This is a genomic window from Parafrankia irregularis (genome assembly GCF_001536285.1).
Lineage (GTDB): Bacteria > Actinomycetota > Actinomycetes > Frankiales > Frankiaceae > Parafrankia > Parafrankia irregularis.
On sequence record NZ_FAOZ01000008.1, the window covers coordinates 24,366 to 36,455 of the forward strand.

Annotated in this window: 13 protein-coding genes; all 13 read left to right on the forward strand. The window is 70.4% G+C overall.

From position 1 onward, the window contains the following. Positions 1-42: 42 nt before the first annotated feature. The 13 genes from prfA (at position 43) to AWX74_RS14995 (ending at position 12,052) form a co-directional block, all read left to right on the forward strand. Positions 43-1,113: a peptide chain release factor 1 gene (gene prfA / locus AWX74_RS14935; protein WP_054565086.1), complete on the forward strand. Its 1,071-nt coding sequence runs from the start codon at positions 43-45 to the stop codon at positions 1,111-1,113. After that, the gene (prmC, locus tag AWX74_RS14940; RefSeq protein ID WP_091276984.1) at positions 1,110-2,216 is read left to right on the forward strand and encodes a peptide chain release factor N(5)-glutamine methyltransferase; all 1,107 of its coding nucleotides are present in this window, start codon (positions 1,110-1,112) and stop codon (positions 2,214-2,216) included. Before prfA ends, prmC begins: the two co-directional genes overlap by 4 nt. Further along, the gene (locus AWX74_RS14945) at positions 2,216-2,866 is read left to right on the forward strand and encodes an L-threonylcarbamoyladenylate synthase (RefSeq protein ID WP_091276987.1); all 651 of its coding nucleotides are present in this window, start codon (positions 2,216-2,218) and stop codon (positions 2,864-2,866) included. The genes prmC and AWX74_RS14945 overlap by 1 nt, the downstream gene beginning before the upstream one ends. Positions 2,867-3,061: 195 nt before the next feature. After that, the gene (locus AWX74_RS14950) at positions 3,062-4,318 is read left to right on the forward strand and encodes a serine hydroxymethyltransferase (protein WP_091276990.1); all 1,257 of its coding nucleotides are present in this window, start codon (positions 3,062-3,064) and stop codon (positions 4,316-4,318) included. Positions 4,319-4,417: 99 nt separating this feature from the next. After that, positions 4,418-5,527 (forward strand): MraY family glycosyltransferase, encoded by a 1,110-nt coding sequence (locus AWX74_RS14955; protein ID WP_006544705.1) that lies wholly within the window; start codon positions 4,418-4,420, stop codon positions 5,525-5,527. After that, the gene (locus AWX74_RS14960; RefSeq protein WP_006544706.1) at positions 5,524-6,018 is read left to right on the forward strand and encodes a Cg1360 family ATP-synthase-associated protein; all 495 of its coding nucleotides are present in this window, start codon (positions 5,524-5,526) and stop codon (positions 6,016-6,018) included. The genes AWX74_RS14955 and AWX74_RS14960 overlap by 4 nt, the downstream gene beginning before the upstream one ends. Positions 6,019-6,093: 75 nt before the next feature. Continuing rightward, a complete protein-coding gene (locus AWX74_RS14965; protein ID WP_242666244.1) occupies positions 6,094-6,381 on the forward strand; it encodes a hypothetical protein in 288 nt (95 codons plus the stop codon). 386 nt (positions 6,382-6,767) lie between these two features. Next, positions 6,768-7,643, forward strand: a complete 876-nt coding sequence (atpB, locus tag AWX74_RS14970; protein ID WP_091276996.1) for a F0F1 ATP synthase subunit A — start codon at positions 6,768-6,770, stop codon at positions 7,641-7,643. A 68-nt stretch (positions 7,644-7,711) separates the two neighbouring features. Beyond that, positions 7,712-7,960 carry an ATP synthase subunit c family protein gene (locus tag AWX74_RS14975; protein WP_076832912.1) on the forward strand — a complete coding sequence of 83 codons (249 nt, stop codon included), beginning with the start codon at positions 7,712-7,714 and terminating at the stop codon, positions 7,958-7,960. A 13-nt stretch (positions 7,961-7,973) separates the two neighbouring features. Beyond that, a complete protein-coding gene (locus AWX74_RS14980) occupies positions 7,974-8,552 on the forward strand; it encodes a F0F1 ATP synthase subunit B (RefSeq protein WP_091276999.1) in 579 nt (192 codons plus the stop codon). Positions 8,553-8,554: 2 nt separating this feature from the next. Next, complete coding sequence (locus AWX74_RS14985) at positions 8,555-9,394, forward strand: F0F1 ATP synthase subunit delta (protein ID WP_091277002.1); 840 nt, start codon at positions 8,555-8,557, stop codon at positions 9,392-9,394. Positions 9,395-9,493: 99 nt separating this feature from the next. Continuing rightward, positions 9,494-11,152 carry a F0F1 ATP synthase subunit alpha gene (gene atpA / locus AWX74_RS14990; protein ID WP_091277006.1) on the forward strand — a complete coding sequence of 553 codons (1,659 nt, stop codon included), beginning with the start codon at positions 9,494-9,496 and terminating at the stop codon, positions 11,150-11,152. 3 nt (positions 11,153-11,155) lie between these two features. Then, the gene (locus AWX74_RS14995) at positions 11,156-12,052 is read left to right on the forward strand and encodes a F0F1 ATP synthase subunit gamma (protein WP_091277009.1); all 897 of its coding nucleotides are present in this window, start codon (positions 11,156-11,158) and stop codon (positions 12,050-12,052) included. The last annotated feature ends 38 nt before the right edge of the window (positions 12,053-12,090 follow it).

The window sequence follows — 12,090 nt, forward strand, 5'->3', positions numbered from 1 at the left end:
ACGGCCCCGATGCTGCACGGCACGATGACTGAAGGAACAGCGATGACCTCCCCGCTCGCGAGCATGATCGCCGAGCATGCCGACATCGAGAAGCGGCTGGCGGATCCTGCCATTCACAACGATCCGTCGGTGGCGCGGGAGCTCACCCGTCGGTACGCCGAGCTTGCCACCCCGGTCGATCTCGCCCTGCGGCTGGAGAGCGTCGAGGGTGACCTGGAAGCGGCCCGTGAGCTCGCCGAGCAGGACGCGTCGTTCCGTGACGAGATCACGGCGCTGGAGGACAGTCGGGCTGAGCTCGCCAGCCGTCTGCGTGCCTGGCTCGTGCCGACCGACCCCGACGACAGCCGGGACGCCATTCTCGAGGTCAAGGCCGGCGCCGGCGGCGAGGAGTCGGCGCTGTTCGCCGGCGACCTGCTGCGGATGTACCTGCGGTACGCCGAGCGGCGCGGGTGGCGAACCGAGATCCTGGACGCGAACCCGAGCGATCTCGGCGGCTACCGCGATGTGAGCGTCGCGGTGAAGGCCCGCGGCTCCGCCGGACCCGGCCAGGGTGTCTTCGGGCGGCTGCGCTTCGAGGGCGGGGTGCACCGGGTGCAGCGGGTGCCGGTGACGGAGTCGGCGGGGCGGATCCACACCTCCGCGGCCGGGGTCCTGGTCCTCCCCGAGGCGGCCGACGTCGACGTCGACGTCGATCCGAACGACCTGCGCATCGATGTCTTCCGCTCCTCCGGCCCGGGTGGTCAGAGCGTGAACACCACCGACTCGGCCGTGCGCATCACCCACCTGCCGACCGGGGTGGTCGTCTCCTGCCAGAACGAGAAGAGCCAGCTCCAGAACAAGGAGTCGGCGATGCGCATCCTGCGGTCGCGGCTGCTCGCCGCCGCCCGGGAGAAGGCCGAGTCGGAGGCCGCCGCCGCCCGGGCGAGCCAGGTGCGCACCGTGGACCGCTCCGAGAAGATCCGCACGTACAACTTCCCGGAGAACCGGATCAGCGACCATCGGATCAACTACAAGGCGCACAACCTCGAGCAGGTGCTCGACGGAGACCTCGACGCCGTGGTCGACGCCCTGATCGAGGCGGACCAGGCAGCCCGGATGGTGGCGGCCCCGTGACCCTGCCGCGGATCGCGGCGGCGGGCACCGGCGTCTCGGCGGCGGCCGGCGACCATTCCGTTCTTCTGCGGGACGAGCTGATCGCTGCCGCGGCACGTCTGGAGGCCGCTGGGGTGGGTAGTCCCCGCGGCGACGCGGAGCAGCTCGCCGCACACGTGCTGGACGTCTCCCGCGGCCGGCTGGCCCTGGTCGACCGGATCGACGCCGCCGCGGCGGCCGAGCTTCGGGCGCTGGTCGAACGGCGGGCGGGCCGGGTTCCCCTGCAGCACCTGACCGGTGTCGCGGGCTTCCGCCGGCTGGACATCGCCGTCGGCCCGGGGGTTTTCATCCCGCGCCCGGAGACGGAGTGGGTCGTCGAGGGCGCGCTCGCGGTGCTGCGCTCGCTGGCGGTCGCCCGCCCGGTCTGTGTTGATCTGTGCTCTGGATCGGGGGCCATCGCCCTGGCACTGGCCGACGAGTTCCCGGCCGCCCAGGTCCACGCGGTGGAGTTCGAGCCGTCCGCGCTCGGCTGGCTGCGCCGGAACGTCGAGCGCACCGGGCTGCCGGTGCACGTGCACCACGCTGATGTCGGCATCTCCACAGACACCGGCACTGGCACCGGCGCCGGCGCCGGGCGCCCGTCAGCGCCGCCGGTGCGGGCGGTGCTCGCCGACCTGGCGGGGCGGGTCGACCTGGTGATCAGCAACCCTCCCTATCTTCCCGACCGCGACCGCGCGCTGGTCGAGCCCGAGGTGGGCCGCCATGACCCGCCGGCCGCGCTGTGGGGCGGGCCGGACGGGCTGGACGGCCCCCGGGCTGTCGTGGCCGCCGCCGCCGTCCTGCTGCGCCCGGGCGGCGTGCTGGTCATGGAGCACGCCGACGAGCACGGCCAGGCCGTTCCCGCCCTGCTGGCCGAGAGCGGGCTGGCCGAGAGCGGGCCGTCCGAAGGCGGGCCGTCCGAGCACGGGCCTGCTGCGAGCCGGCCGTCCGGCGGCGCGGGATCGGCGGGCCTGTGGTCTCATATCGTTGATCATCCTGATCTCGCCGGGCGGGACAGGTTCGTCACGGCCCGCTGGAACCCGCCGGAGCGGGGCCGGCCGCGCGGCGCCGGAGAGGACGCATGATGCAGGTGTTCAACTGCGCGGAGCAGGATCGACGCGCCGCCGGACTCGACGCCGCCACGGCCGCCGTCCGCAGCGGCAGGCTCGTGGTCCTGCCCACGGACACGCTGTACGGCATCGGTGCGGACGCCTTCGACCCGGTAGCGGTGGGGTGCCTGCTAGGGGCGAAGGGCCGGGGCCGTGACATGCCCGTCCCGGTGCTGGTCGGCTCCTGGCGGACCCTCGACGGCCTGGTCGAGCAGGTCACCGATCAGGTTCGTGACCTCGTGCGGGCCTTCTGGCCGGGCGGGCTGACGCTGGTCGTCAACCACGCGCCGTCGCTGAGCTGGGATCTCGGCGACGCCCGGGGCACCGTCGCGGTCCGGATGCCGTTGCACCCGGTGGCGATCGAGCTGCTGACCAGGACCGGCCCGATGGCCGTGTCCAGCGCGAACATCAGCGGGCGTCCGCCCGCGACGACGGCCCATGACGCGCTCGCGCAGCTCGGCGGTGCGGTCGACGTCTACCTCGACGGGGGCCGGACGCCGGTCGGCAAGGCCTCGACGATCCTGGACTGCACCGGGACCGTCCCGGTGGTTGTCCGGGAGGGCGCGGTGGACCTCGATGCGCTGCGCTCGGTGGTGCCGCACATCGCGGAGCCCGTGCGCCGCTGATCTTCGCGCGCCGCTGATCTTCGTGCGTCGCTGACCGCCCGGCCGTCGTCGACCCCTGGCCGTCGTCGGCCCTTTGCCCGCAGGTGTTCCGGTGGTGCGGCGGGCCGGTGCCCGGCCGGATGGGATGGCGGCGACGCGCGGTGCCGCGGCGGCCGGACTTATCCTGGCGTTGCAGCCGCGGGAGGTGAACGCATCATGAGCACCCCGTTCTGGGGCCCGGACTTCGACCAGCTGCGGGCCACCGATCCCGAGATCGCCTCGGTCGTGCTGGGCGAGCTCGACCGGCTCCGCGGCGGTCTGCAACTGATCGCCAGTGAGAACCTGACCTCCCCGGCGGTGCTCGCGGCGCTGGGCTCGACCCTGTCGAACAAGTACGCCGAGGGCTATCCGGGGCGGCGGTACTACGGCGGCTGCGAGGTCGTCGACCGTGCCGAGGAGATCGGGATCGCGCGGGCGCGGGCCCTGTTCGGCGCCGATCACGCGAACCTGCAGCCGCATTCCGGTGCCCAGGCGAACTTCGCCGTCTATGCGGCTCTACTCACGCCGGGCGACACGGTGCTGGCGATGTCGCTGCCGCACGGCGGGCACCTCACCCACGGCAGCCGGGTGAACTTCTCCGGCCGCTGGTTCGACGTCGTGGGCTACGGAGTCCGCCGGGACACCGAGCTCATCGACTACGACGAGGTCCGTCAGCTCGCCCTGCAGCACCGGCCCAAGATGATCATCTGTGGTGCGACGGCGTACCCGCGGCTGATCGACTTCGCGGCCTTCCGCTCGATCGCCGACGAGGTGGGAGCCTGGCTGCTGGTCGACGCGGCGCACTTCATCGGCCTGGTCGCCGGTGGTGCGGTGCCCAGTCCGGTGCCCTACGCGGATGTCGTCAGCGCCACGACCCACAAGGTCCTGCGGGGGCCGCGCGGGGGCATGATCCTCTGCCGGGAGGAGCTGGCGTCGCGCATCGACAAAGCGGTCTTCCCGTTCAGCCAGGGTGGCCCGCTGATGCACGCGATCGCGGCCAAGGCGGTGGCCCTGCGGGAGGCCGCCACCGCCGAGTACGCGGCCTACGCGCGGCAGGTGGTCGCCAACGCCCAGGCGCTGGCGGGCGGGCTCGCCGCCGAGGGGCTGCGACCGGTCGCCGGTGGCACCGACACGCATCTCGCCCTGCTCGATCTTCAGGAGCTGGGCGTCACCGGCCGCGAGGCGGAGGCACGCTGCGGCGCGGTGGGCATCACGCTCAACAAGAACGCCATCCCGTTCGATCCGCAACCGCCCGCGGTCTCGTCCGGTGTCCGGGTCGGCACCCCGTCGGTGACGACCCAGGGCATGCGGGAGGACGAGATGAAGGAGATCTCCAGCCTGATCTCCCGGGCTGTCCGCGAGCCGGAGTCCGCGCCGGAGGTGACGGCGGCGGTGGCCGCGCTGGTCACGCGTTTCCCCGCGTATCCGAGGTAGTGGGCCGGGAGCAACCGTCCGTCCGACCGGCCCTGTCTGGGGACCTGCACCGAGGGGGCGCACCGAGTGCGCGAACGATGAACTGCGGAATGAGTTGACATGCGCGAGTACCTGCTCGTCTTCGCGGTCGCGGCGGCGGTCACCTTCCTCACGACTCCGGTCGCCCGCTGGATCGCCTTCCGCATCGGTGCGGTCGCGTGGCCGCGGGCCCGCGACGTGCACGCGACCCCGACGCCGCGCCTCGGCGGTCTGGCGATGCTCGCCGGGCTCTACGCCGGCCTCGAGGTAGCGGACCGGCTCCCCTTTCTCTCGGTGGTCTCCCAGGACTGGTCGGAGACGAGGGCGGTGCTCGTCGCGGGGACGCTGATCTGCCTGCTCGGGGTGGCCGACGACCGCTGGGAGCTGGACTCGCTGACCAAGCTCGCGGGCCAGGTGGCCGCGGCGGGGGTCATGGTCCTGCTGGGTGTGCAATGGTCCTTCGCGATCGACCGGGACAGCCAGACCACCATCAGCTTCGGGCCCGAAACCGCTGTGCCGCTGTCCATTCTCGCGACGCTCATCCTGGTCAACGCGATGAACTTCATCGACGGCCTGGACGGGCTCGCCGCCGGCGTCGCCGCGATCGCGGCCGGGGCGACCTTCTACTTCGCCTATCAGATCGCGGTGATCAACGGTTTCTACCGGGCCTCACCGGCGGCCCTGCTCGCGGCTGTCACGGCGGGTGTCTGCGTCGGCTTCCTGCCGCACAACTTCAATCCGGCCCGGCTGTTCATGGGGGACTCGGGATCGATGCTCATCGGGCTCCTTTCGGCGGCCTCGATGATCTCGGTGACGGGTCAGGTCGCGTACGGGGGTTACGCTGGACCCTCCCGGCAGCTACCGTCGCTTATCCCGCTGGCGATTCCGCTCGCGGTGCTCGCCGTGCCGGTGCTGGACTTCGGGCTGGCGGTGATCCGGCGCACGAAGGCGGGTCGCTCGCCGTTCGCTGCGGACAAAATGCATCTACATCATCGAATTCTTTCCATCGGAAACTCCCATGTCAGGGCGGTTCTGCTGATGTACTTCTGGGCCGCGCTCGTCGGCTTCGGGGGAGTGGCGGCATCTTTCTCGGACTCGCCGCTCCCGATCCTCGCCGCGACCGTCGGTGTGGGCCTGCTGGCGCTGGTCGCCCTGCTGCTCACCGGGCAGCGAGCGGCGCGTCGGGCATGATCGCCACCGCGCTGCCCGCGTTGCGTGCCGGCCTGTGCGCGATGGCGGCCCTGCTGGTCGTCGTGCTGACCCTCGGGGGTGTCCTGCGGGGTGCGTCCGGGGTGGCGGGGGCCGCCCTCGCTGTCGGCCTGGTCGCGGCCTTCTTCGCGCTGGGCAAGCTCGCTCTGGTCGCGGTGGCCCGCCGCGGCGCCACCACGATGCTGCTGCCGGCGGCGCTCGGCGTCTACGCGGCGAAGGTGGCTGTCCTCGGCGTGGTCCTGCTCGCCCTGCGGGACGCGACCGCGATCGACCTGCCCAGCTTCGCCTGGTCGATCATGGCGGCCACGCTGTGCTGGGTGGGGGCCGAGGTGTGGGTCGCCGCCCGGCTGCGGGTGCCGTTCTACGATCCGCAGACCTTCGATCCGTCCCGGGTCGCACCGCTTTTCTCCGCCCAGGGGCGCCCGTCCGGGGGCACCTCCGCCGCGGCCGCACCGTCACACGAGGAGCTGTAGGCAAGCATGGTCAGCCGCAGGCAGTCCGAGGTGGGCGCGGCCCTGGACAGGTCGTCAGCCCGGATTAGGCGCAACGTGGCGGCGGACAGCACCAATGGGCGGAATCGCGGCCATTCGGGCAAAAAGGGCAGTGGTGAAAAGGATGAAAGACTAAGATCGGGACCGGTCGATGCCGGCCCGCCGCCGGGAGAGGCCTGGGGCATCATCGGCACACTCGTGGCCGGCGGTGGGTTCTGGGGGCTGGTGGGTATTGGTGTCGATCACCTGGCGGGCTTCGGCCCCGTGTTCTTTCCGATCGGGCTTGTCGTCGGTATGGTCGCCTCGCTCTATCTGGTCATCTACCGTTTCGGCGCGCGCCGTTGACGGAGCGTGTTGTTGGCGGGGCGTTGGGCGACGCATCGACAACGTAGTGTGACAATATGTCCAAAAACCCAACGGAAGATGAACGTTCGACCGTCCGTCGGAGATCTTAGTCCTGCAACGAGTGCTCTCACGCGCCCGGCCGGATAGCATCTGCCCTGTCGAGGAGCGTCTGTGGATGCTGTCGGCACTGGGCGCCCCGCTTCGACCGCATCGGTACCGGGACAGTGAGTCCCCTGCCACCGAAGCTCTGAACGGGTAGTGCTCAGCGGTCCTCCGCTTGTCTTTGATTGCCCGGGGCGGCGGCCCATCCCGTATAGGGTGAGGTCGATCCAGCCCTGGGGGGATCGCGAACTTTGTCAGCATAAATGATCTTGGAGGTATCGGAAGTGCCGAGCGGATCGGTGCTCTTGGCGGCCGACGATGGCTTCCACGGGCCGACTCCCGATGTCTTCAAGCCGAAGAGCTGGTTCGAGTTCGACCTGGGACCGATCGACTTCTACTTCAACAAGTGGACCGCGCTGACGCTGTTCGTGGCGCTCTTCGTCGGAGTCTTCCTCTGGCTGGGGTTCCGCAAGGCGACGCTGGTGCCGCGCGGCCTACAGAACTTCTGTGAGTCGATCTACGACTTCGTCGACATCTCGATCGCGCGGAACGTGATCGGGGAGCGGGGTAAGACCTTTGCCCCGTACCTGACCATTCTCTTCTGCTTCATCCTGGTCGCGAACGTCATGGCGGTCATTCCCGTCGCCCAGTTCCCGGTGACGTCCCGGATCGCGGTTCCGCTGATCCTGGCGCTGACCAGCTGGGTGATCTTCAACGTCGTCGGTATCCGTGAACACGGGTTCGGTGGCTACTTCAAGGACATGCTGGTCCCGGCACCGACCGCCCCGCTGTTCGTCAAGATCATCCTGGCGCCCATCGAGTTCGTCTCGACCATCGTCGCCCGGCCCGCCACGCTGGCCATCCGGTTGTTCGCCAACATGTTCGCCGGCCACATGCTGCTGCTCGTGTTCGCTCTCGGTGCCGACTACCTGCTACCCAAGCCGCAGTTCATCTTCGGTGTGGTCTCCGGTGTGGTGGCAATCGGCCTGACCGCCTTCGAGTTGATGATCGACGTCCTGCAGGCCTATATCTTCACGGTCCTGACAGCCGCCTACATCGGCGGAGCGATCTCCTCGCACGGTGGCGACCACGGTGCGGACCACGCCCATGGCCACGAACACAGCGAACCGGTCGCCGCCGTCGCGGTGGCGCGGGCCTGAAGCCAAACGACCCACGCGCACCGTGGGAGATCCCCGGTGCATTGACCACAGAAGGACGGATAACAACGATGTCTCTTTCCGCGTCCGCGTTGCTCGCCGCTGATGAGGCCATCAGCGGCAACATCGGGACGGTGGCCTACGGCATCGCCACCCTTGGTCCCGGCATCGGCGTCGGCATCATCTTCGGTCTGGGTGTTCAGGCGATCGCTCGCCAGCCCGAGGCCGAGCAGGTGGCTTTCCGGTACATGCTGATCGGCTTCGCCGTCGTCGAGGCGCTCGCCCTCATCGGCTTCGTCGTGCCGTTCGTCTTCACCTGATCCGGGGCGCCTGGTGCTGCACACACTCATTCTCGCCGCCGAAGAAGGCGCGGAGCACGAGGACAGCGTCCTTGTGCCGCCGCTCGCCGAGCTGATCGTCGGCCTGCTGGCCTTCGGCCTGCTCGTGGGCTTCTTCTTCTGGAAGGTCTATCCGCAGGTCCGCAAGACCTATGCGGAACGGACCGAACGCATCGAAGGTGGCCTCAAGCGCGCGGAGACGGCGCAGGCGGAGGCACAGGTCCTGCTCGAGCAGTACCGCTCCCAGCTCGCCGAAGCCCGGACCGAGGCGGCTCGCATCCGCGAGGACGCCCAGGCCCAGGGGCGGCAGATCGTCGAGGAACTGCGCGCGCAGGCCCAGCAGGAGGTCGCCGAGATCCGGGAACGCGCCGACGCGACACTGGTGGCCGAACGGGCCCAGGTCGTGGCGTCGGTGCGCCGCGAGATCGGCGAGATCGCGCTCGAGCTCGCCACCCGCATCGTCGGGCGCGAGCTTGAGAACGACGCGAGCCAGCGGCAGCTCGTCGACGACTTCATTGCGGGTCTCGACGAGGCGCCGCGTCCCGCGGCCGCCCCGGCCGGGCCGGGGGCCTGACGGTGGAGGGAGCCAGCCGGCAGTCACTCGCCGCCGCCAGGTCGGTCCTCGACCAGGTGACGGCGGTGCCGGTCGGTGCCACCGCCGGCTCCGGGCAGCCGGATGTGCGCTCGATCGCCGAGGAGCTCGGAGCGGTCGCGGCACTCATCGGTCGTGAGGCGACGGTCCGCCGTGCGCTGACCGATCCCGGTGCGCCGGCGCAGTCGCGGGCGGGTCTCGCCAGCCGTCTGTTCGGTACCCAGATCAGCCCGGCGTCGCTCTCCGTGGTCTCAGCGGCCGTCTCCGGCCGCTGGTCCCGGCCGATCGACCTGCGCCTCGCACTGGAGGAGCTCGCGGTCGAGGCCACCCTGGCCGAGGCGCAGGCGGCTGAGGTGCTGGACGAGGTGGAGGACGAGCTGTTCCGGTTCGGCCGCATTCTCGGGCAGAACCCGCAGCTCTCCCTCGCACTCACCGATCCGGCCGCGCCGGCGGCCGCGAAGGCCGCCCTCGTGTCCCGGCTGTTGTCCGGCCGGGCCCACCCGGTGACCGTCCGGCTGGCTCAACAGACGACCGCCGACCCCTCACAGGGCGACGTCGAACGGCGTCTGGAGAATCTGAGCCGGATCGCGGCTGCCCGCCGCGGGCGGGTGGTCGCCGTGGTCCGGACCGCGACCGTGCTCGACGAAGACCAGATCGCAAGGCTGAAGGCGGCCGTCAGTCGTTTCTTCGGCCGGCAGATCCAGCTCCAGATCGACCTCGACCCGTCCATCCTCGGCGGTCTGTCCGTGCGGGTCGGCGACGAGGTCGTGGACGGCACCGTCCTGCGCCGGCTCGCCGCGGCCCGCCGCGGGCTGACGGGCTAGGCCTGGACGCGCGATGGGCGAGCGCAGACCGGGCCCGAGGCCAGGGCCGGCAGTGACGACCTATGACCAGATCCACGTCAGCCATGAAGGACCAACGCGATGACTGAGCTGTCCATCCGGCCGGAGGAGATCCGCGACGCCCTCCGGGAGTACGTCGACTCCTTCCAGGCCACCTCCGGTGAGCGGGAGGAGGTCGGCCGCGTTGTCGTGACCGGTGACGGGATCGCGCGGGTCGAGGGCCTTCCGCACACGATGACCAACGAGCTGCTGGAGTTCCACGGCGGCGTGCTGGGCCTCGCTCTCAACCTCGAGGTCGGCGAGATCGGCTGCGTCATCCTCGGCGAGGCCGAGCACATCGAGGAGGGCCAGGAGGTCCGCCGCACCGGCGAGATCCTCGCCGTCCCGGTGGGCGACGGCTTCCTCGGCCGGGTCGTCGACCCGCTGGGCCGGCCGGTCGACGGCCTCGGTGACATCGTGGCCGAGGGCACCCGTGCCCTCGAGCTGCAGGCGCCGTCGGTCGTGGAGCGCCAGCCCGTCAAGGAGCCGCTGCAGACCGGCATCAAGGCCATCGACGCGATGACCGCCATCGGTCGTGGTCAGCGTCAGCTGATCATCGGCGACCGGCAGACCGGCAAGACGACGGTCGCGATCGACGCGATCATCAACCAGCGTGACAACTGGCTGTCCGGCGACCCGAAGAAGCAGGTCAAGTGCGTCTACGTCGCCATCGGCCAGAAGAAGTCGACCATCCGCGAGGTCGTCAACACCCTTGAAGAGGCCGGCGCGCTGGCCTACACGACCATCGTCGCCGCCCCGGCGGACGAGCCGGCCGGCTTCAAGTACATCGCCGCCTACACCGGTTCCGCCATCGGGCAGCACTGGATGTACAACGGGCAGCACGCGCTGGTGGTCTTCGACGACCTCTCCAAGCAGGCCGAGGCCTACCGGGCCATCTCGCTGCTGCTGCGCCGCCCGCCGGGCCGTGAGGCCTACCCGGGCGACGTCTTCTACTTGCACTCCCGCCTGCTGGAGCGCTGCGCGAAGCTCTCGGACGAGCTGGGCGGCGGTTCGCTGACCGGGCTGCCGATCATCGAGACGAAGGCCAACGACATCTCGGCCTACATCCCGACGAACGTCATCTCGATCACCGACGGCCAGATCTTCCTGGAGTCCGACCTGTTCAACCAGGGCGTCCGGCCGGCGATCAACGTCGGTACCTCGGTCTCCCGAGTTGGTGGTAGCGCGCAGGTCAAGGCGATGAAGTCGGTCGCCGGCCGGCTTCGGCTCGACCTGGCCCAGTACCGCGAGCTGGAGGCCTTCTCGGCGTTCGGCTCCGACCTGGACAAGGCCTCGCGCGACCAGCTCGCCCGCGGTGCGCGGCTGGTGGAGCTGCTCAAGCAGCCCCAGAACAAGCCGTTCTCCGTCGAGCGCCAGGTCGTCTCCATCTGGGCCGGCACCACCGGCAAGCTGGACGACGTGCCGGTCGAGGACATCCGCCGCTTCGAGACCGAGTTCCTCGACTTCGTCGGGCGGACCCACGGCGGCATCTACGACACGATCGTCAACTCCGGCAAGCTCGGTGACGACACCGTTGCCTCGCTGACCTCGGCGATCGCCGAGTTCAAGCAGCAGTTCACCCTGACGAGCGGCAGCCCGCTGGTGAACGAGGCCACCCCGGAGGCGCTCGACCCGTCCGCGGTCGAGCGTGAGGAGATCGCCGTCCACCACCCGAAGCCGTCCGAGAACAAGGGCCGCTGACCGATGGCGGGCCAGCTTCGGGAGTACCGGCGGCGTATCAAGACGGTCAACTCGACCAAGAAGATCACCAAGGCGATGGAGCTGATCGCCGCCTCGCGGATCGCCAAGGCCAGGGCGCGGGTCACCGCGTCCCGGCCGTACGCGGACGAGATCACGCGAGTGATCACCGCGGTGGCGTCGCAGACGACGATCGCCCATCCGCTCACCACCGAGCACCCGCAGCCGTCCCGCGCGGCCGTGGTCGTGATCACCAGCGACCGCGGCCTGGCCGGCGGCTACAGCTCGAACGCGCTCAAGCGCGCCGGTGAGCTCGCCGAGCTGCTGCGCGAGGAAGGCAAGGAGCCGCAGCTCTACGCGGTCGGCCGTAAGGCGGTGTCGTACTACCGCTTCCGCGGGCGGACGCTGGCCGGCGAGTACACCGGCTTCTCCGAGCAGCCCGGCTACACCGATGCCAAGGCGGTGGCGGACGCGCTGATCGAGGCGTTCACCACCCCGGCCGACCAGGGCGGCGTCGACGAGATCCACATCGTCTTCACCGAGTACGTCAGTGCGATGACCCAGACCGCGGTCGCGCACCGGCTGCTCCCGATGGTGCTGCGTGAGCACAACGAGCCGCCGCCCGGCGGTCCGTTGCCGAACTACGAGTTCGAGCCGTCGGCGGAGGCAGTGCTCGACGCGCTGCTGCCGCGGTACGTCGAAAGCCGGCTGTACGCGGCCCTGCTGGAGTCGGCGGCCTCCGAGTCCGCCGCCCGCCAGCGGGCCATGAAGTCGGCGACCGACAACGCCGAGGAACTGGTCAAGACCTACACCCGCGCCGCGAACCGGGCCCGGCAGGACGCGATCACCCAGGAGATCTCCGAGATCGTGGGTGGCGCGAACGCCCTGGCGTCCGCCAACTAGGAGTCAGGTGTGGGACTCCGGCCCGTCGACACCGACGA

What these genes read in the sequence shown, in the direction of transcription:
- prfA (WP_054565086.1), top strand. Translation starts at nt 43, where the DNA reads ATGACCTCCCCGCTCGCGAGCATGATCGCCGAGCATGCCGACATCGAG.
- AWX74_RS14955 (WP_006544705.1), top strand. Translation starts at nt 4,418, where the DNA reads ATGCGCGAGTACCTGCTCGTCTTCGCGGTCGCGGCGGCGGTCACCTTC.
- atpA (WP_091277006.1), top strand. Translation starts at nt 9,494, where the DNA reads ATGACTGAGCTGTCCATCCGGCCGGAGGAGATCCGCGACGCCCTCCGG.
- AWX74_RS14995 (WP_091277009.1), top strand. Translation starts at nt 11,156, where the DNA reads ATGGCGGGCCAGCTTCGGGAGTACCGGCGGCGTATCAAGACGGTCAAC.
- AWX74_RS14950 (WP_091276990.1), top strand. Translation starts at nt 3,062, where the DNA reads ATGAGCACCCCGTTCTGGGGCCCGGACTTCGACCAGCTGCGGGCCACC.
- AWX74_RS14945 (WP_091276987.1), top strand. Translation starts at nt 2,216, where the DNA reads ATGCAGGTGTTCAACTGCGCGGAGCAGGATCGACGCGCCGCCGGACTC.
- AWX74_RS14960 (WP_006544706.1), top strand. Translation starts at nt 5,524, where the DNA reads ATGATCGCCACCGCGCTGCCCGCGTTGCGTGCCGGCCTGTGCGCGATG.
- AWX74_RS14975 (WP_076832912.1), top strand. Translation starts at nt 7,712, where the DNA reads ATGTCTCTTTCCGCGTCCGCGTTGCTCGCCGCTGATGAGGCCATCAGC.